The organism is Variovorax sp. (genome assembly GCF_035634955.1).
In the GTDB taxonomy this organism is placed as follows: domain Bacteria; phylum Pseudomonadota; class Gammaproteobacteria; order Burkholderiales; family Burkholderiaceae_C; genus Variovorax.
On sequence record NZ_DASQBZ010000021.1, the window covers coordinates 164,948 to 184,275 of the forward strand.

General features: G+C 70.4%; 16 protein-coding genes. 5 read left to right on the forward strand and 11 right to left on the reverse strand.

Going from position 1 to position 19,328, the window contains the following annotated elements:
- The first annotated feature begins 96 nt into the window (after positions 1 to 96).
- Complete coding sequence (locus VES41_RS11565; RefSeq protein ID WP_324816726.1) at positions 97 to 1,902, forward strand: glutamine--tRNA ligase/YqeY domain fusion protein; 1,806 nt, start codon at positions 97 to 99, stop codon at positions 1,900 to 1,902.
- A 166-nt stretch (positions 1,903 to 2,068) separates the two neighbouring features.
- The gene (locus VES41_RS11570; RefSeq protein WP_324817025.1) at positions 2,069 to 2,911 is read left to right on the forward strand and encodes a peptidoglycan DD-metalloendopeptidase family protein; all 843 of its coding nucleotides are present in this window, start codon (positions 2,069 to 2,071) and stop codon (positions 2,909 to 2,911) included.
- 33 nt (positions 2,912 to 2,944) lie between these two features.
- Here the strand turns inward: VES41_RS11570 and VES41_RS11575 are convergent, their stop codons facing one another.
- A complete protein-coding gene (locus tag VES41_RS11575; RefSeq protein ID WP_414719103.1) occupies positions 2,945 to 4,177 on the reverse strand; it encodes an MFS transporter in 1,233 nt (410 codons plus the stop codon).
- A 72-nt stretch (positions 4,178 to 4,249) separates the two neighbouring features.
- On the opposite strand from VES41_RS11575, the gene VES41_RS11580 reads away from it, so the two are divergent.
- Complete coding sequence (locus VES41_RS11580; protein WP_324816728.1) at positions 4,250 to 5,206, forward strand: LysR family transcriptional regulator; 957 nt, start codon at positions 4,250 to 4,252, stop codon at positions 5,204 to 5,206.
- Here the strand turns inward: VES41_RS11580 and VES41_RS11585 are convergent.
- A complete protein-coding gene (locus tag VES41_RS11585; protein ID WP_324816730.1) occupies positions 5,187 to 6,122 on the reverse strand; it encodes a succinylglutamate desuccinylase/aspartoacylase domain-containing protein in 936 nt (311 codons plus the stop codon). The two genes, VES41_RS11580 and VES41_RS11585, sit on opposite strands and share 20 nt — an antisense overlap.
- Positions 6,123 to 6,322: 200 nt before the next feature.
- On the opposite strand from VES41_RS11585, the gene VES41_RS11590 reads away from it, so the two are divergent.
- Complete coding sequence (locus tag VES41_RS11590) at positions 6,323 to 7,204, forward strand: restriction endonuclease (RefSeq protein WP_324816731.1); 882 nt, start codon at positions 6,323 to 6,325, stop codon at positions 7,202 to 7,204.
- Here VES41_RS11590 and VES41_RS11595 read toward each other — a convergent pair.
- From VES41_RS11595 to VES41_RS11615, 5 genes are read right to left on the reverse strand one after another with little or no spacing between them, the layout of a single operon-like run.
- A complete protein-coding gene (locus VES41_RS11595) occupies positions 7,168 to 8,739 on the reverse strand; it encodes an efflux transporter outer membrane subunit (protein WP_324816733.1) in 1,572 nt (523 codons plus the stop codon). The genes VES41_RS11590 and VES41_RS11595 overlap by 37 nt on opposite strands.
- A gap of 26 nt (positions 8,740 to 8,765) precedes the next feature.
- The gene (locus VES41_RS11600; protein WP_324816735.1) at positions 8,766 to 9,893 is read right to left on the reverse strand and encodes an ABC transporter permease; all 1,128 of its coding nucleotides are present in this window, start codon (positions 9,891 to 9,893) and stop codon (positions 8,766 to 8,768) included.
- Positions 9,894 to 9,897: 4 nt separating this feature from the next.
- Complete coding sequence (locus VES41_RS11605; RefSeq protein WP_324816736.1) at positions 9,898 to 11,091, reverse strand: ABC transporter permease; 1,194 nt, start codon at positions 11,089 to 11,091, stop codon at positions 9,898 to 9,900.
- Positions 11,088 to 12,956: an ATP-binding cassette domain-containing protein gene (locus VES41_RS11610; RefSeq protein WP_324816738.1), complete on the reverse strand. Its 1,869-nt coding sequence runs from the start codon at positions 12,954 to 12,956 to the stop codon at positions 11,088 to 11,090. Before VES41_RS11610 ends, VES41_RS11605 begins: the two co-directional genes overlap by 4 nt.
- Entirely contained in the window at positions 12,953 to 13,969 is a 1,017-nt protein-coding gene (locus VES41_RS11615) for an HlyD family efflux transporter periplasmic adaptor subunit (RefSeq protein ID WP_324816740.1), read from the reverse strand. Before VES41_RS11615 ends, VES41_RS11610 begins: the two co-directional genes overlap by 4 nt.
- Before the next feature lie 118 nt (positions 13,970 to 14,087).
- Between VES41_RS11615 and VES41_RS11620 the strand changes: the two genes are divergently transcribed.
- Positions 14,088 to 14,846: a TetR/AcrR family transcriptional regulator gene (locus VES41_RS11620; RefSeq protein WP_324816741.1), complete on the forward strand. Its 759-nt coding sequence runs from the start codon at positions 14,088 to 14,090 to the stop codon at positions 14,844 to 14,846.
- A 12-nt stretch (positions 14,847 to 14,858) separates the two neighbouring features.
- On the opposite strand, the gene ylqF is transcribed toward VES41_RS11620, so the two are convergent.
- The 4 genes from ylqF to gshA all read right to left on the reverse strand — a co-directional run bounded on the left by ylqF (position 14,859) and on the right by gshA (position 19,325).
- Positions 14,859 to 15,821, reverse strand: a complete 963-nt coding sequence (gene ylqF / locus VES41_RS11625; protein ID WP_324816742.1) for a ribosome biogenesis GTPase YlqF — start codon at positions 15,819 to 15,821, stop codon at positions 14,859 to 14,861.
- Between the two features lie 11 nt (positions 15,822 to 15,832).
- A complete protein-coding gene (locus tag VES41_RS11630) occupies positions 15,833 to 16,696 on the reverse strand; it encodes a D-amino acid aminotransferase (protein WP_324816743.1) in 864 nt (287 codons plus the stop codon).
- A gap of 42 nt (positions 16,697 to 16,738) precedes the next feature.
- Complete coding sequence (locus tag VES41_RS11635) at positions 16,739 to 17,662, reverse strand: SDR family NAD(P)-dependent oxidoreductase (protein ID WP_324816744.1); 924 nt, start codon at positions 17,660 to 17,662, stop codon at positions 16,739 to 16,741.
- A gap of 106 nt (positions 17,663 to 17,768) precedes the next feature.
- Positions 17,769 to 19,325, reverse strand: a complete 1,557-nt coding sequence (gshA, locus tag VES41_RS11640) for a glutamate--cysteine ligase (RefSeq protein ID WP_324816746.1) — start codon at positions 19,323 to 19,325, stop codon at positions 17,769 to 17,771.
- Positions 19,326 to 19,328: the final 3 nt, after the last annotated feature.

Here is a 19,328-nt window from a genome sequence, read left to right on the forward strand (position 1 = left end):
TTCCTATTGAACGCGCCATGTGTAAATCCCGTGCACGCTGCAACGTGAAGTTGGTGTGAAGAGGTAACAAGGGACGCGGCCTTCTAGAATCCGACAATGAATTCCGCTGCCGACAAAGAAACGGCCAAACCCAGCAATTTCCTGCGCCAGGTCATCGAAAGCGACCTTGACCGAGGCGCGTTCTCCAATCGTCAATGGGGCGGCTCGCCAGGCGACGCCGCGCATCACGCCCAAGGCATGCCCGACCCGGCCCGCGTGCGCCTGCGCTTCCCGCCCGAGCCCAATGGCTACCTGCACCTGGGCCACGCCAAGAGCATCTGGCTGAATTTCTCGCTGGCCGAGCAATACGGCGGCGTGTGCCACCTGCGCTTCGACGACACCAATCCCGAGAAGGAAGAGCAGGAATACGTCGACGCCATCCGCGAAGCCGTGCACTGGCTGGGCTATGGCACCTCGATCGCCGACGACCCGGCGCATCCGGGTGCGCTCAACTCGCACCAGTACTTCGCGAGCGACTACTTCGACTTCATGTACCGCGCGGCCGAATACCTCATCGGCGTCGGCCTGGCCTACGTCGACGAGCAGAGCGCCGACGAAATGCGGGCCAACCGCGGCGACTTCGGCACGCCCGGCGTGGAAAGCCGCTTCCGCAGCCGCACGCCGGCCGAGAACCTGGCGCGCTTTCGCGAGATGCGCGACGGCAAGCTCGCCGACGGCGCCGCCGTGCTGCGTGCCAGGATCGACATGGCCAGCCCCAACATCAACCTGCGCGATCCGGCCCTCTACCGCATCCGCCGGGCAACGCACCACAACACCGGCGACAAGTGGTGCATCTACCCGATGTACACCTTCGCGCATCCGATCGAGGACGCGCTCGAGCACATCACGCACAGCATCTGCACGCTGGAATTCGAGGACCAGCGGCCGTTCTACGACTGGCTTCTGGACCACCTGGCCGAAGGCGGCCTGATCGCCCGGCCGCAGCCGCGCCAGCACGAATTCGCGCGCCTGAATGTCACGCATGTGGTGACCAGCAAGCGCCGGCTGCGCCAGCTGGTGGAAGAAGGCCATGTCGACGGCTGGGACGACCCGCGCATGCCGACCCTGGCCGGCCTGCGCCGGCGCGGCTACACGCCAGATGCGCTCAAGCTGTTCTGCGAGCGATCGGGCGTCACCAAGGTGGGTGGCTGGATCGACTACGTCAGTCTCGAGGCCGCGCTGCGCGACACGCTCGACCCGGTCGCGCCGCGCGCGATGGTCGTGCTCGATCCGGTACGCCTGCACATCACCAACTGGGGCGAACTGATGGGCGGCGACGACGCGCTCGACGCCTGCAGCGCGCCGGTGCATCCGCACCATCCGGACATGGGCGTTCGCCGCTTCAAGCTGGGTCGCGAGATCTGGATCGAGCGGACCGACTACGAAGACACGCCGCCCAAGGGCTTCTTCCGCCTGTTCCCGGGCAACAAGGTCCGGCTCAAGTACGGCCACGTGATCGAGTGCACCGGCGCCTTGCGCGACGCCAACGGCCACCTGGTGGAAGTGCAGGCGAAGCTGGTGCCGGACACCAAGAGCGGCACACCCGGGGCGGACGCCATCAAGGTCAAGGGCAACATCACCTGGGTGGCCCTGGCCGATGCCGTGCCGGCCGAGGTCCGCCTGTACGAGCGCCTGTTCGCCGCGCCCCATCCGGGCGGCGGCGAACTGAAGGACGAGCTCAACCCGAACAGCCTGGCGCGCTGCGCCGGCTACGCGGAGCCTGCGCTGGCGAAGGCCGGATCGGGCGTGGCCTTCCAGTTCGAGCGCCACGGCTATTTCGTGCTCGACACTCATGCCGGCCGGGACGGCCAACCGCTGGTGTTCAATCGCGCCGCCACGCTGCGCGACAGCTGGGGCAAATAGCGCCGCGCCTGCCCGCGGGGCGCGATGGCGGCGCTGGCGCAGTCCGACATCCAGGACCGCGCCGCGCCGCTATCCTCGGCGCATGAGCCAACAGATTCCCTTGCATTGCCGCGTGCAGCCCGACCGGGCAGCCGGCCGGCTGCACTCCCGGCGCGAATGGCTGGCGATGGCGCTGGCCGCATCCGCCGGCAGCGCCTGGCCGGCGCTTGCGGCGGCCGCCTCCTCTGCCGAAAAGCGCGAACCCGAGTTGTGGCCGCAGCCGCTGGCCGTGCCCGGCGGCGTCGCAAGGGTCGCGCTGGGTCCGGCGCCCGAACGGCCGCGGGCCCGCACGGCGCAGGACGTGCCCCTGCTCGTGGTCGGCGACATGATCGCCTGGACGGCGCTGGTCGGCATCCCCCTGTCGGCGCAGACCGGCGCATCGCACATCGAGGTGCAGGGCAGCGCGGCCGAGCCGGCGCGGCGCCTGGCCTTTCGCATCGCCCCCAAGAAATACCGCGAACAGCAGCTCAAGGTGCCGCCGCGCACGGTCGACCTGTCGGCCGAGGACATGGCCCGCTACGAGCGCGAGCGCGATCACCAGAAAGAGGTGATGGCCACCTGGACGCCGCCGCCCGCCGGGCCGTTGCAGCTGGCGGTGCCGGTGCCGGGGCGGCGTTCGAGTTCGTTCGGCCTGCGGCGCGTGTTCAACGGGCAGCCGCGCAATCCGCACAGCGGCATGGACATCGCCGCGGCCACCGGCACGCCGGTGCATGCGCCGCTGGACGGCCAGGTGATCGATACCGGCGACTACTTCTTCAATGGAAACACCGTCTGGATGGACCACGGCGGCGGCCTGCTGACCATGTACTGCCACCTCAGCCGCATCGACGTGCGCACCGGCGACCGCCTGGCCACCGGCCAGGTGCTCGGCCAGGTGGGCGCCACCGGCCGCGTGACCGGGCCGCATCTTCATTGGGGCGTGATGCTCAACCGGACCATGGTCGATCCCGCGCTGTTCATCGAGACCTGACGCGGTCGTCGCTTGCGGCGCCGCGCCGTTGCTTCAGGCCCGCCCCGGCGCCCAGCGCAGCCCCAGCGCCACCGCGGCCGACACCGAGGCGAGCACCACCACGCCGGCCCAGCCCGCCACCGACAGCATGAGGCTGCCCAGTCCGGCGCCGAGTGCCATGCCGGTGAACATGCCGACGAACAGCACCGCGTTCAACCGGCTGCGGGCGGCCGGCTCGATGCCGTACACGATGGTCTGGTGTGCCACCAGCATGGACTGGAAGCCCAGGTCGAAGACGATGGCCGCCACCACCACCAGGGCGAGCTGCCCCGCCAACGGCAGCAGCGGCATCGCCAGCATCGCCGCGAACGACACCAGCGCCATCGCCGCGCCGATGCGCGTCACGCGCTCGGGCCCGCGCCGATCGGCCGCCCTCCCCGCCAGCGGCGCGGCCAGCGCGCCAGCGGCGCCGGCCAGGCCGAACGCGCCGGCGACGGCACTGCCGAGGTGGAATGGCGCGCCGTGCAGCATGACCGCCAGCGTGGACCAGAACGCGCTGAAGCCGATCGCCAGCGCGCCCTGCGCCAGCGCCGCGCGCCGCAATGCGGGGTGGCGGCGCCACAGCTCGCCCAGCGAGCCCAGCAAGGCACCGTAGGACAGCCGCGTGGTCGGCGCGAACGCCGGCAACCCGCGCCACAAGGCGCACCCGAGCAGCCCGACGGCAATGGCTGCGCCAAGGAACATGCTGCGCCAGCCGAACAGCTCGGCAACCACGCCGCTGACGACGCGCGAGAGCAGCACGCCGAGCAGCAGGCCGGTCATCACCGTGCCGACGATGCGGCCGCGGTGCGCCTCGGGTGCCAGCGTGGCGGCGGCCGGCACGATATCCTGCGCCACCGTGCCCGCCAGGCCGATCGACAGGCTGGCAGCCAGCAGCACGCCGATGTGCGGCGCCGCGGCGGCCGACAGCAGGGCCAGGATGAGCAGGGCCACCTTGCAGAGGATGATGCGCCGGCGATCGAAACGGTCGCCCAGGGGCGCGAGCAGCAGCAGCCCGAGCGCGTAGCCCAGCTGCGTCAGCGTGGGCACCCAGCCGATCTGCTGCGCGGTGGCATGCAGATTCGCGCCGAGCACGCCCAGCATCGGCTGCGCGTAGTAGAGGGAGGCGACCGATACGCCCGCGGCGCCGGCCAGCAGAAGGACCAGCCCGCTGGACAGAGCGCGCGGCGCCCGATCATTCGCACATTGAATGGAACCAAGGGTTTCCCCGGTGGAAATGGAAGTCATGGCGGCGAGTGTCTACTCGCTGACGCTCCAACGGTAGTAGCGCTTTTCGAACAATGGCTATACGCTTGGCGTATGCAAACGTCACTGACGCAGCGGCTGGACCTGCTGCAGACCTTCGTGCGCATCGTCGAGGCCGGCAGTCTCTCGGCCGCCGCGGCGCAGTTGCACACCACGCAGCCGACCGTCAGCCGGCGGCTGCAGGCGCTCGAGCGCTCGCTCGGGCTGCGCCTGCTGCAGCGCTCGACCCATGCGATGAAGCTCACCGAGGACGGTCAGCGCTGCTACGAGCACGGACGCGACCTGCTGGCCCGCTGGGAGCGCTTCGGCGAGGACCTGCGCGGTCCGGCCGACGAGCCGGAAGGGCATCTGCGTATCCAGGCCCCGCATGCCTTCGGCCAGGACCTGCTGATGGCGCCGGTGGTCGAGTTCCTGCGCCGCCACCCACGGGTCACCATCGAATGGCTGCTCAACGACCGCACGCCCAACTTCATCGCCGAGGACGTCGACTGCGCGATCCAGGTCGGCGACGTGCCGGACCCGTTGCTGGTGGCGATCCGGCTGTGGGCGGTGCCGCGCATCGTCGTGGCCGCGCCGTCCCTGATCCAGGGGCGGGCGCTTCCGCGCCACCCGTCCGAGCTGGCCGACCTGCCGTGGCTGGCGCTGCACACCTTCTACCGGCATGAACTGATGCTCAGTCCGGTGGCGGGCGGAGAGGCTTTCCGCCTGCCGATCCGTCCGCGCATGAGCACGGACAGCCTGTTCGCCATGCGCACCGCGGCCCTGATGGGGCTGGGTGCCTGCGCCGCCTCGGCGTGGACGTTGACGGAAGACGTGGCCCAGGGCCGCCTGCTGCACCTGGCCCCGCAGTGGCAGACCGCACCGCTGCCGGTGCACCTGATCTACCCGCCCGCGCGCTTCCTGCCGCTGCGGCTGCGGCGCTTCATCGATGCCATGCGGCATGCGCTGCCGGCGGCCATGGCAGGCCACGAAGGCGCCAGCACCGTTGAAGCTACGCGAGGGGCCGGGTGAGGTAGACCGCCTCGCGTCCGACGATCGGCTCGCGCGTGGGCATGAAGACGGTGCACCGGTCGCACGGCGCTTCGATGCGTGTCTGGCCATCGGTGGCGATCAGTTCGCCCGCGTCGAAGGTCTCGAAGCCCACCAGCGGGCGCACGAAGCGGAACTGCGGCGTGGTCACCATGCAGGTGCGCAGCAACTCGAAGCGGCGCGGCGCCGCCGGCAGCGCCGAAGGCGCGTGCTCGATCAGCCCGAAATGCGACAGCAGCCGCAGCGTCACCTCGGTCGCCACGAGCGCCGAGGAGCGCCGGAAGTGCTGTCCGCATTCGGCCACCAGCGCGGCGCCAGGCGCCAATTCGCCGGCATGCGCGCCGTGCTGGATCAGGGGCGTGCCCGAGCCCAGCCCGCTCGGCATGACCAGGTGCACCGCCGGCAGGCCGACGGCCAGCGCCACGCGCGCATTGCGCTCGAACCCGGGATAGACCCAGAAAGGCTCGTTGTCCTGGCTGGTGGAATGGATGTCGAGGATGTGGTCGGCCGCCGCCACGACAGGACGCAACTCCCGCGCCCGCCGCAGTTCCGGGCTGTGCTCGCTGCCACCGAGCAGCTCGTCCGACCAGATGCGGTTGAGGTTGTGCTCGATCTGGCGGTTGGCGAAGGGCCTGGACGGATCGAAGGCGTTGTAGGCCTCCACATGCGCGAAGCTGATGGTGAGCGTGCCGATCAGGGGCCGCACGCCGTTGTCCAGCAGGTGCGTGGCCGCCACCATGCCGCAGATCTCGTTGCCGTGGGTCAGCGCATTGATGAGCACGTGCGGACCCGGCCTCCCCGATTCGAACCGATGAACGTAGGGGATGCCGATGTTGCCCTGCGCGTACGCGGACAGATCGCGCGGCAGGACTTCCAGGACCGGAACGGATTCGGACATGTTCGACGCCAAAGTGCGAATGGTGCCAGCGAGGCTACCAGAGTCGCTGCCGTCGCGCTGGACCGATGCTATGTTTTCGATAGCACAAGGCGCGGCGTGGCTGCGGCCTGCGCGCGGTGAGGGTCGATCTATTGCTTGTGGATTCGTTCCAGGAACACATACACTGCAGAAACGTAAACCTCGGTTACACCAGCCCTGCCATGAAGGACTTCGAGCCGGACCGTCGTGCACCCCGAAGCGCCAGCCCGGCCGGCTGGATCGTCGCCCTGCTGGGCCTGCTCGTGCTCGTGGCCAGCTACCGGCTGGGTCCGGACAGCGAGTTCGGGGCAGCCTCCTCGGGCCTGCGCGTGGTGGCATGGCTGGGCATTGCGCTGGGACTGCTGCTGGTCGTGTTCATGCAGCGGCGCCGGTCGCACGGGGTGGGCCCGCGCATCGAACCTTCTCACGACGTGGACGACGACGCCCAGGCGGGCATGACACGCCCGTCGGTGCTGGCGGCGCTCGGCGTGGCGCGGGCGCCGTCGGTGCCCGAGCCCTCGTTCGTCGACACCATCGCGGTCATGCCGCCGGAAGCACAGGACGCCGAAGATGACATGGGCGACGCCGAAGGAGCGCCTGCCGAACGGGCACCGGTGCGTCTGAGCCCGCTGCTGCTGCAGCATCTCGACTGGCAGCATTTCACCGCCTTGTGCCGCAGCTTCTTCGCCCAGGCCGGCTTTGCCACCAGTGTGGCCGGCGGCGCGGACGAACAGCATGGCGCCGACGTGTGGGTGCAGTCGCGCCACATGCCCGAGCCGCGGCTGGTCCGCTGCCGCCAGTGGCAGGACGCGCCGGTGGACGCGCGCGAGATGCGCGAGTTCCTGCGCGCCATGAGTGCGCAGGGCCTGCAGCACGGCACCTACGTCTGCGGCGCCACCTTTACCGCCGAGGCCGCCGACTTCGCCAAGGCGAACGGCATCCAGGTGCAGGACGGCGCCGCGCTGCTGCGGCTGATCTCGCACCGCACGGCCGAACAGCAGCGCCAGTTGCTGGCCGTCGCGCTGGGTCAGGAGCCGGCGGCACCGACGACTGCTGCCGGCTGACCCGGCCGCGCGGTCGGCGCGGCGCCGATGGCCTGGGGCGCTGCCGGCGCCACGCCGAGCGCCTTGCTCACCGCCACCAGGTCGAGCGACAGCCGGCCGGTGCTGTCGGTCCGCGCCCGCTGCGCCTGCAGCAACGTGCGCTGCGCATCCAGCGCCGGCAGCAGATCGGTCAGGCCGTGCGCATAGCGCGTCCGCGCCAGCTCCCAGGCGTCGCGGCTGGCACCTTCCATGTCGCCCAGGCGCAGGTTGCGCTGGCGTTCGGCGGCGTAGGCGTTGAGCGTGTCGTCGATCTCGTGCCAGGCTTTGAGCACGGTCTGCTGCCAGGCAACCGCCGCTTCCTGCTGCTGCAGCTCCCGCAGCGCCACCGTGGCGCGGCGCCGGCCGCCGTCGAACAGGGGCAACTGCAGGCTCGGGCCGATCGACCAGCGGCGGCTGCCCCAGTCGGTGAACGTGTCCGCATCCACCGATTCGAAGCCGAACTGCGCGCCGATGGTGATGCGCGGATAGAGGTCGGCCTGCGCCACGCCGATGCGCGCGGTCGCGGCATGCAGCCTGGCCTGTGCCTGCTGGATGTCCGGGCGGCGAAGGGCCACCTCGGAAGGCAGGCCCAGCGAAAGATCGGGCGCGTTCGCCGCAGGGTGCGCCGGCGGCGCCGCCAGCAACGAGGCGAGCGCGCCCGGCCGCTCGCCGACCAGCAGCGTGAGCTGGTTGACGGCCTGCGCCTCCTGCGCGAGCAACGGCGGCAGGCGCGCCCGCGCATCGGCCACCTGGGCGTCCTGCATGCGCAGGTCGGTGTCGGTGCCGCGTCCGCGCGTCGTGCTGGCGGCCACGAGTTCGCGCAGTTCCTCGCCCAGTGCGACTTCCTCGCGCGCCAGCGCGATCTGCTGCTGCGTGCTGCGCACCTCGAAGTAGCGCCGCGCCACTTCGGCCTGGACGCTCAGGCGCACCTGCGCCAGCAATGCCTGCGCGGCGCCGTCGTCGGCGTCGGCGGCCTCCACCGCGCGCCGCACGCGGCCCCACAGGTCCAGCTCCCACGACGCATCGAAGCCGGCCTGGTAGAGATAGTGCGGCTCGGCAATGATGGGAACGATCTCGTCGATGGCGCCGGGATTGATGGCGCCGATGACGCGGCTGAAGTCGCCGTTTTCGCTGGCGCGCACGCGGCTCTCGCCGGCGGACAGGCCCAGTTGCGGCATGCCGCCCGCACGGGTGGCATCGCCCATGGCGCGGCTCTGGGCAAAACGCAGCGTCGCGGTGCGCAGGTCTGCATTGGCCTGCAGGGCGCGGGCCTGCAGTTGCGCGAGCACCGGGTCCGCGAACAATGCCCAGCCTGCCGGCGCCAGCGGCGCGGCCTGCCGCGGGGACGTCGCCAGCAGTTCGTCGGAGCCGCCGTGCCAGCTGGCGAAGTCCGGCGGCGCGGTGACCGACTGCGCCTGGAAGTCGGGGCCGGCCGCGCAGCCGGCCAGCACTGCGGCGCCACACAGTGCGAAGGCGCGGGCCAGGGCGGACGGCAAGGGCGTGTATGGGTGGGGCATGGCAGTCGGCTCCCGGCAACTTGGTTTCAGCTCAGGCGATGGCGGAACAGCCACGCCGCCAGCGGAAAAGTAAGCGCGGCCATCACCGCCAACGGCACGAGGTCGGGCCAGACCACGGACAGGCCCACTCCCTCGAGGTAGACGCGCCGCACCAGGTCGATGGCAAAGCGCAGCGGGTTGGCCAGCGTGGCGGCCTGCAGCGCGTCGGGCATGTTGCCCACCGGCGTGGTCAGGCCGGACAGCAGCATCAGCGGCATCATCAGCACGAAGGTGGTGAGCATGGCCTGCTGCATGTTGGCCGCCACGGCGGAGATCGACAGGCCGATGCCCACGCTGGCCACCGTGAAGCACAGCAGGCCCGTGTAGAGCGTGACGATGGAGCCGGCCAGCGGGATGCCGAACCACAGCGTGCACACGCCCAGCACCAGCGTCGACTGCACCAGCCCGACCAGCACCGGCGGCACCGCCTTGCCGATCATGATGGCGGTGGGAGACAGCGGCGTCACGAGCAGTTGGTCGAAGGTGCCCTGCTCGCGCTCGCGCGCCACCGACAACGCGGTCAGCAGCAGCGTCTGGAGCATGCTCAGCGCCGCGATCAAGGCCGGCATGAAGTTCCAGCGCGTCTCGAGGTTCGGATTGAACCAGGCACGCGACTCGATGCGCACCGGTGGCGACAGGCCGCCATGGCGCGCACGCCATTCCTGGTTGAAGCGGCCGACCGCCTGGGTCACGTAGCCGACGGCCGCAGCGGCCGTTGTCGAGTTGCGCGCATCGGCGATCAGTTGCACCGGCGCCTCGCGGCCGGCGGCCAGGCGCTGCTCGAAGTCCGGGCCGATATGCAGCGCAAGCAGCACCTGCTGATTGTCGACCGGTGCGGCAACCTGGCTGGGCGAGGTCAGGGTCATGGCGCGGCGGAACACGCCGCCGCCTTCGAGCTTCGCGACCAGTTCGGTGGCGGCGGCGCCATGGCTCTGGTCGAGCAGCGCATAGTCGACCCGCGTGAGGTCGTAGGTGGCCGCGTAGCCGAAGATCAGGCTCTGCATGATGGCCGGCGCCACCAGCACGACCCGGCTGGCCGGGTCCTTGAGGATGACGAGCAGCTCCTTGCGGCACAGGTTCAGCACCCGCAGGACGAAGTCGATGAAGCCGGCCATGTCGTCAGTCCAGCCGCTTGCGCGTGACCGCCAGCGCCACGGCCATCAGTCCCACGGCATAGGCGGCGAGGATGAGGCAGTCGCGAATCACCATCGGCCAGATGTTCCCGGCCAGGAAGAGCGAACGGATCAGCTCCATGAAGTAGGTCGCCGGCAGCAGGTGGCCGATGTAGTACACCACCGTGGGCACGTTGCGCAGGTCGAACAGGAAGCCCGACAGCATCAGCGACGGCAGGAAGCTCGCCATCAGCGCGACCTGGCTGGCCAGGAACTGGCTGCGCGTGACGGACGAGATCAACAGCCCGATCCCCACCGCCACGATCAGGTAGAGCATGGAGGCGAACACCAGCACCGCCAGCGAGCCGACCATGGGCACCTCGAACAGGTAGCGCGCGGCCAGCAGGCACAGCGCCAGCCCGATCATGCCGATGACGAAGTAGGGAATGATCTTGGCCAGCAGGATCTCGATCGGCCGCACCGGCGTGACGAACAGCGCCTCGAGCGTGCCCCGCTCCCACTCGCGCGCCATCACCAGTGCGGTGAGGAACGCGCCGACGAGCGTCATGACCAGCACCACCAGGCCCGGCACCAGGTACCAGGTGCTGCTGTTGGCGGCGTTGAACCACATCCGCGGCTCGAGCGTCACGCTGCCGATCCCGTCGGGCGACGGCGCGTCGCGGTGGCGTCCGGCGCGGTCGGCGTCGCGCACGGCCCCGGCGCCGATGGCGGCGCCCGCATAGCCGAGGATGGTCGTGGCCTTGTTCGCGTCGGCCCCGTTGACGACGATCTGGATGCGCGCATCGCCCCTGGCCAGGCGGCTGGAGAAGTCGGCCGGCACGCGCACGATGCCGTCCACGCGGTGCGCCTCCATCAGCGCCTCCGCCTCCTGCATGGAGGCCATCGGCACCGCCGAGATGTAGGGCGTCAGCGAAAGGCCCGCTACGGCCTGGAACGCGCCGGGCGAGCTGTCTTCCATGACCACCGCCAGCGGCGCATTGCGCACGTCCAGCGACAGGCCATAGCCGAACAGGAGGATCAGCAGCATCGGCAGCAGCACGCCGATGGCCAGGCTGCTGGGATCGCGCAACACCTGGCGCGTCTCCTTGCGCGTGAGTGCCGCGACGCGCGACATCGCACCGCGCAGCCCGGCGCCGGGCCGCGGCGCGGATGCCGCCGTCGCGGGCCGTTCGGCCTTCATGCGTGCGCCTCCTCGCCGGCCGGCGCCGGCGCCTTGCCAGCACTGCGCGCACGGGTGACGATGCCGATGAAGGCCTCCTCCATGCTCGCGTGCCCGCCGGCCTGCACGTGCGCGGCGCGGCGCACTTCCTGCGGCGTGCCGATGGCCAGCAGCCGGCCCGCGTCCTGGATCAGGATGCGGTCGCAGTACTCGGCCTCTTCCATGAAATGCGTGGTGATCACCACCGTGACGCCGGCTTGCGCCAGTGCCGTGATGCGGCGCCAGAACTCTCGCCGTGCCAGGGCGTCGGCCCCGCTCGTGGGCTCGTCCAGGAACAGGATCTCGGGCTCGTGCAGCAGGCCGGCCGCCATCGCCAGCCGCTGCTTGTAGCCGCCGGGCAGCTGCCCGCTGGGGGCGTGCTGCTGGCCGGCCAGGTCGAAGTCCTCGAGCACGGCACCCACCCGCGTGCGCAGGCGCTCGCCGCGAAGGCCGTAGGCGCCGCCGAAGAACTCGAGGTTCTCCAGCACCGTGAGGTTGCCGTAGAGCGCGAACTTCTGCGAGACATAGCCGATGCGGCTGCGTGCCTGGGCCCGCGCGTGGCGCAGGTTGACGCCTGCGACCTCGAGAAAGCCGCTGCTGGCCGGCAACAGGCCGCACAGCATGCGAAAGGTGGTGGTCTTGCCCGCGCCGTTGGGGCCGAGCAGGCCGAATATCTCGCCGCGGCGCACCGTGAAGCTGGTGCTCGCCACTGCCGTGAAGTCACCGAACTTGCGCACCAGGTCGCGCACTTCGATCACGACGTCGTTGCCTTCGTCCGCGGCGCCGCCTGGCCCACCAAGGCCCGCGGCGCGGGCAGCCGGTGGCGCCGGCAAGGCTGGCGGCGCAGCTGGGGTGCCGGTCTGCGCATGCATGCCGCCGCGCTGGTCGGCCGCCTCCGCCCGGTGCGCCCGCAGCAGCACCATGAACCCGTCCTCGAGCCGGGCCGGCACGGCCTGCGCGTGCGTGCCCTGCAGCAGGTCGCCGATCGCGCCCGCGTCGGCCTCGGGCCTGCGGATGAAATGCACGTCGCCCCCTTGCGGCACCGCGTCGACGATCAGCCGCTGCGCGTCCAGCAGCCGCGCCTGCAGCACACGCGCCGGCGTGCCCTCTGGCACGCGCGCCACGAAGGTCATGCCTTCGGCCTTGTCGCGCAGTGCTTCGGGCGTGCCCGCGGCGATGATGTGCGCCTCGTGCATGACGAAGACCTGCGCGCAGCGCTCGGCCTCGTCCAGGTACGAGGTGCTGACGATCACGCTCATCCGCTCGTCGGCCAGCAGTTGCTGCACGATTTCCCACAGCTCCCGGCGCGACAGCGGGTCGACGCCGACGGTGGGCTCGTCCAGCAGCAGCAGGTCGGGCGAGCGCACCAGCGTGCAGGCCAGCCCGAGCTTCTGCTTCATGCCGCCCGAGAGCTTGCCGGCCGGCCGCGTGGTGAAGCGCGCAAGGTCGGTCATCTCCAACAGGCGTGCAAAGCGCGTGCGGCGCACGTCGCGCGGCACACCGTGCAGGTCGGCGTAGAGGTCGAGGTTTTCCTGCACGCTGAGGTCTTCGTACAGGCCGAAGCGCTGCGGCATGTAGCTGATGCGGTCCTGCACCGCCTGCGGGTCCTGCGCGACGTCGATACCCAGCACGTGCAGATGCCCCGCATCGGCACGCAGCAGCCCGGCGGCCAGGCGCAGCAGCGTAGTCTTGCCCGCGCCATCGGGCCCGACCAGCGCCGTCAGACTGCCGGCGGGCACTTCCATCGAGACGCCGTCGAGCGCAACTGCCGGCGGCTGCCCGCGGGCGACGAAGCGCTTGCGCAACTCGTGCGCCACCAGCACCGGGCCGGCAGGCGGCGAGCTCACCGGCGCGGCTCCGCCGCAGCGTCCAGCGGCAGGTGCACCGTGGCCGGCATGCCCAGCCGCAGGCGGTTGTCCGGGTCCTGCGCCAGCACGCGCACTTCGTAGACGAGGCTGGTGCGCAGCTCCTCGGTCTGCACCGACTTGGGTGTGAACTCGGCTTCGGACGAGATATAGCCGATGCGACCGTCCAGCGGGTGGCCGGGGTCGCTGTCGATGCGGATGCGTGCGGCCATGCCCGGCCGTATGCGGCCCAGGTCGGGCTCGGCCACGTAGGCGCGCACCCATTTCGGGTCGACGATGGCGAGCGTATAGACCGGCCGCTGCGGCGAGGCCATGTCGCCAGGCTCCATCAGGCGCGAGCGCACCACGGCGGCGACCGGCGCCTTGAGCGTCGATTCGTCGATCTGATGCTGCAGCAGCGCCAGCGCGGCGCGCGTGGCCTCCAGCTGCGCACCGGCCTGGCCGACGTCTTCCTTGCGCGCGCCGGTCACGACCAGGCGCTGCGCCTGCTGGGCTTGCGCCAGCTGCGCCTGGGCCACCTTGCGCCGTGCCTGCGCGGCTTCGAGGTCCTGCTGGCTGACCGCGCGCGCGGTGGTGCTGCGCCGGATGTCCTGCAGCCGCTCGAGTTGCTGGCGCGCCAGTTCGGCATCGGCACGCGCGGCCTCCACCTTGGCGCGGGCCTGTGCCACTTCTTCCGGACGGCTGCCGTTGTTGAGCCGGTCCAGGGCCTGCTGCTGGACTTCGATTTGCGCACGCGCCTGATCGGCGCGCAACTGCAGGGTACGCGTGTCCAGCTGGCCCAGCACCTGGCCGGCCTGGACGCGATCGCCCTCCTGCACCGCCAGTTGCGCAATGCGCTCGCTGCCGTTGAATGCGAGCGACACCTGCCGCAGGTCGACGTTGCCGTACAGGACGATCTCCTGGCGCTCGGCCGGGGCGCGGTGGAACCACCAATACGCCAGGCCGGCGGCGACGAGCAGGAGGACGACGACGCCGATGGCGGGCTTCTTGTTCATGGCGAAGAGGACCGGTTGTAGGGCGTCTTGTAGGCACGTCGCCCGGACGCTAGACTGCATGATAGTGAATTTGAATTCAAATTCAAGACGAACCTAGCCCCGCCGACCTGCCCACCAGATGCGCCGCCCCGCCGCCACTTCGCCAAAGCGAGCTTCGCCGAGCCGCCCGCTGACCGAGCCGCCCCTGGCCGCGCCGCGCCGCGGCGAAGCCACCCGCCGGCACCTTCTGGAGACGGCCGGGCGGGTGTTCGGCGAATTGGGTTTCGCCGGCGGGACCACCAAGGAGATCGCGCGCCGCGCCGGCACGCCGATGGCATCGGTCAACTACCACTTCGGCAGCCGCGAGGCCCTGTACGAAGCCGTGCTCATCGAGGCCCACGGCCAGCTGCTGGCCCTGGACGAGTTGCGCGACATTGCTTCGAGCGGCCAGGCACCGATGGAGCGCCTGCGCCGGCTGCTCGTGCACCTGGCGAGCATGGCGGCCTCGCCCTCGCCGCCGTGGGGGTTTCGCGTCCTGGCGCGCGAGACGATGTCGCCGTCGGCCGTGCTCCCCGCTTTGATCGACAAGGCAGCCCGGCCCAAGGTCGCCCTCGTGCGTCCAATGATGGCCCAGGTGCTGGGAATGGACGCCGAAGACCCGGCCGTGCAGCGAGCCATGGTTCTGTCGGTCCTGCCGGCCATCGTGCTGATGATCGCGCCGCGCCAGGCCTTGCGCGACCTATTGCCAGGCGTGCTGCAGGACCCGCAGGGTCTGCAGGACGATCTGGTGCGCTACGTGCAGGGCGGCCTGGCGGCCGTTGCGCGCGCGCGACGCCCGGCGCCGGCGGCAAAAGGGCGACCGGCAGGCAAGGCGCGTTCGCCGGGCAAGCGCGGCTGAACGCGCACCCCGTCAGTCGGGGTCGCCGGCGTCCGTCGCGCGCATGCCGCTGCGGCGCGCCTTGCGTTCGGCCTGCTGCGCGTCCAGAAGCGCCTTGCGCTCGGCTTCCCGCGCAAGCGCCTCGGCCAGCCATTGCGCGTATTCCTCGGGCGTCTCCAGGCTGATGCGGCCGATGCTGCCGGCGCGCAGTTCGGTCAGGACGATCTCGGCGGCCTTCTGCGTGTTCAGGCGACCGCCGGGCAGCAGCGCGCCGCGGCGCCGGCCGATGGCCTCCAGCACCTCTTCGTCGCTCAGGTCGGCGATGGGCATGGGCAGGCTGAATCGCGCCTCGAGTTCGGCGGCGTAGTGCCCGCGCAGATAGGCCAGCAACTCGAGCACGACCTCTTCCTCGTCGTAGGCATTGCGCCCGACCGCGCCACTGGCGGCCAGGTTGTAGCCGCTCTGGTCGACGATGATGCGCGGCCACAGCATGCCCGGCGTATCCCACAGGTAGAAGTCGTCCGCCAGGACGATGCGCTGCTCCTCGCGGGTGACGCCGGCCTCGTCGGCGGCCTTGGCCTGGCGCTTGCCCTTGAGCGTATTGATCAGCGTCGACTTGCCGACGTTGGGCACGCCGCAGATCATCACGCGCATCGGCTTGGCCATGCCGACGCGGTGCGGAGCCAGCGCGAGGCAGGCGCGCACGATCTGCTGCGCCGGCGCGCGTTCGCTCGCGTCGAGCGCGATGGCGCGCGTGTCGGACTGCGCGTTGTAATGCGCCAGCCAGCGCTCGGTCACGGCCGGATCGGCCAGGTCCTGCTTGTTGAGCACCTTCAGACGCCGCTTGTTGCCGCTGAGCGCCTGCAGCATCGGGTTGGCGCTGGAGCCGGGCAGCCGCGCGTCGAGCAGTTCGATCACCACGTCGATCAGCTTGAGCCGTTCGGCGATCGCCTTCTTGGTCACGTGCATGTGACCGGGGAACCATTGGATCGGCATGCTGGGGCTCGTCAGATGGACTGGGCGGCCTTGGCGCCCTGGTAGGCGCTGTACAGGCGCTGGAATATCGGACCGGGCCGGCCCTCGCCGATCGGCTGGCCGTCGAGCAGCGTCACGGCAAGTACTTCCTTGCTGGCCGAACTGAGCATCAGCTCGTCGGCGCCATGCACCTGCGCCGCGCTGATCGGCTGCAGCGCGAAGGGAATGCCCTCCTGCGCGCACAACTCGCGGATCAGCTCGTAGCGGATGCCTTCGAGCACGTGCCCTCCCTTGGGCACGCCGAACACCGCGCCGCTCTGGACGATCCAGACGTTCGAGGCCGACGCCTCGGTCAGCAGCCCGTCGCGGAACAGGATGGTCTCGGTGGCACCGACGTCGGCCGACACCTGGCGCGCCAGCACGTTCCCCAGCAGAGAGATGCTCTTGATGTCGCCGCGTTCCCAGCGGAAGTCGTCGGCGGTCACGCAGGCCACGCCCTCGCGCACGGCATGCGTTGCCGGCCGGTGCATCGGCGAAGCCATCATGAACACCGTCGGCGCGATGTCCGGCGGCATCGCGTGATTGCGCAGCGCGACGCCGCGCGTGACCTGCAGGTAGACCGTCTGGTCTTCGGCCGGATGCGCGTCGATCAGCACGCGGCAACGCTCGAGCCATTCGTCCCGGCTGTGCGGATTGGCCATGCGCACCTTGCCCAGGCTGCGGTCCAGGCGCTCGATGTGCTGGTCGAAGCGGAACAGCCTTCGGCCATAGACCGGCACCACGTCGTAGACGCCGTCACCGAACAGGAACCCGCGGTCGAGCACGGACACCTTGGCCTGGTTCAGCGGCAGGTAGGCGCCATCGAGATAGCACAAGGTGTCGGGCAGGTGGGACATTCGCGTGGGGCGGCTGTGGTCCGGTCGATGTGATGCGCGCGCTCAGCCGCGAGCGGCCATGCCCTTGGCGGCCTCGTTGCCGCCTTGCGCGGCGCCGCTTTGCGGCACCTGCTCGCCGGCACGGTCGGTCACCTCGGCCAGCCGCTGCGCCAGTGCCTCCGGCGCATGCGCGCCGATGCCGATGAATGCGCCTTCGGTGAGGGTGATGTGCGCCGCCTCGAAGGTGCCGGCGCCGGCGCACAGGATGGTGCGGTTCGGTGCGTCCTGGCCGGCCAGCACGAGCATGGCCGGCACCACCGCCTCTGGCCGGAAGGCCTCGAGCATTTCCTTGGGGAACAGGTCTTCCGTCATCCGGGTGGCCGCGGTCGGCGCCAGGCAGTTGACGCGGATGTCGTTCCTGGCGCCTTCCAGGCTCAGCGTCTGCATCAGCCCGACCAGCGCCAGCTTGGCGGCGCCATAGTTGCTCTGGCCGAAATTGCCGTACAGGCCCGAGGACGACGTGGTCATGACGATGCGGCCGTACTTCTGCTCGTTCATCAGGGCCCAGACCGCCTTTGTGCAGTGCACGGCGCCCATCAGGTGGACGTCGAGCACGGTGCGGAAGTCCTCCAGATCCATCTTGGCGAAGCTCTTGTCGCGCAGGATGCCCGCGTTGTTCACCAGGATGTCTACCCGGCCGAATGCCTCGACCGCCTGCGCCACCATCGCCTGCACTGCGGCGAAATCCGTCACCGACGCGCCATTGGCGATCGCCTCGCCGCCGGCGGCCTTGATCTCGTCGACCACCGCCTGCGCCGCCACGGGCGAACCGCCGGTGCCGTTGACCGTGCCACCCAGGTCGTTGACCACCACCTTCGCCCCACGGGCGGCCAACGCCAGCGCATGCTGGCGGCCCAGGCCGCCGCCGGCGCCGGTGACGATGGCCACGCGGCCCTTGAAATCGAGGATGGCGTCGGAACTGCTCATGAAAAAAATTCCTTGTCGATGAATGCGAAAGCGGCGTGCTCGGCAGCGTGGCCGCGGCCGGCGCCGGCGTCCGCCAGGGACGACGGCGGACTGCCAGTCCCGGACTTTAAAGCGCCGTGACCGCTCGCGGCCGGCGCAGTCCGAGCCGATCGGCCGAGACGTACTGCTGGCGGTAGATCTCGAACGGCATGGTGTCGTTGGCCTCGATCTGCGTCTGCTCGTCGATGGACGCCTGCGTCATGGCCTCGAAAGCCGCCTGCGCGTCCGCAGGCCACGGCAGGCCGAGCAGCAACTCGCGCGTGGCCTCGGAACGTGCGCGCACGAACGACACGAACGAATTCTGGTGTTCCTGCGCCATGGCCGCCAGTACCCGCGCCGAAGGCAGGCGATCGGGCGCCTGCAGCGACGCCTGTGCGTCGCGTACCGCGTCGGCATGGGCGCAGCCGCCATGGGCCGCATCGAGCGCCGCGGCAATGGGCAGGCACTGCTCCAGCAGTTGCGCGCCCCATTCTGTGAGCGCCACTTCGCGCCCGCCGCGCTGCAGCTTCACGCCGGGCTGGCGCCCGCGCTCGGCGGTGAGCTGCTGGTTGCGCGCCAGTTCGGCGATCTCGGCCGGCGTGTCCTGCGGGCTGTCGCTGAGCAGGCAATGCAGCAGGAAGACATCGAGGAAACGAATGGTCTGCGCCCGGATGCCGACCGGCTCGAAAGGATCGAGGTCCATCAGGCGCACCTCGATGTACTCGACGCCGCGCTCGCGCAACGCGTGCAGCGGTCGCTCGCCGGGACGGATCACCCGCTTGGGCCGGATGGTGCCGTAGAACTCGTTCTCGATCTGCAGCAGGCTGGTGGCGAGCTGGTTGTATTCGCCGCCCGGGCTGCTGATGCCGAACGCCTCGTAGGCCGGCCAGGGGCGGGTGAGTGCGTCTTCGAGCGAGGCGCCGTAGCCCTCCAGGCTGTTGTAGCTCACCGCCAGCGAGGCCTGCGCGTCGCTCTGGTAGCCCAGCCGTCCCATGCGCAGCGAGGTGCCGTGCGGCATGTACATGCTGCCCTCGCCCAGCGGCTGCAACTCGTGCTGGCGTCCGGCCACGAAGGTCGAGCACAGCGCCGGCGAGGCGCCGAACAGCACCAGCAGCAGGAAGGCATGGCGGCGGAAGTTGCGGATCAGGCCGAAGTACTGCGCATTGTCCAGCCCGGGCAGCGACCAGTTGTAATGGATGCCGGAGATGGTCTGCATGCGCCGGCCGTAGCGATGCGCCAGGCCCATGCGGTAGACGCTCTTGGCACGGCCCACGTTGGAACTGCCATAGCGGCCGATGGGAATGGTCTCGTCCGCCGGCAGTCCGCACGGCATGCTCGAGACCCACAGGCGCTCGTCGTTGGGAGCCAATGCGCGGTAGACGAACTGGTGCACGCGCGTGAGTTCGTCCAGGCATGCCTCGACGTCGCCATGCACGCTGGTGATGAGTTCGACCTGCGATTCGCTGAAGTCGGTGGTGATGTGCGGATGCGTCAGCGCCGAGCCGAGTTCGGCGGGGTGCGGCGTCAGTGCCAGCTTGCCGTCGGCCTGGGCGCGCAGGCTTTCCTTCTCGATGCCGCGCCGGATGCCGTGCAGCCGGTCGGGCGAGAGCGCGCCAAGCCGCTCCTCCAGTGTGCTCTTGTCCATAGG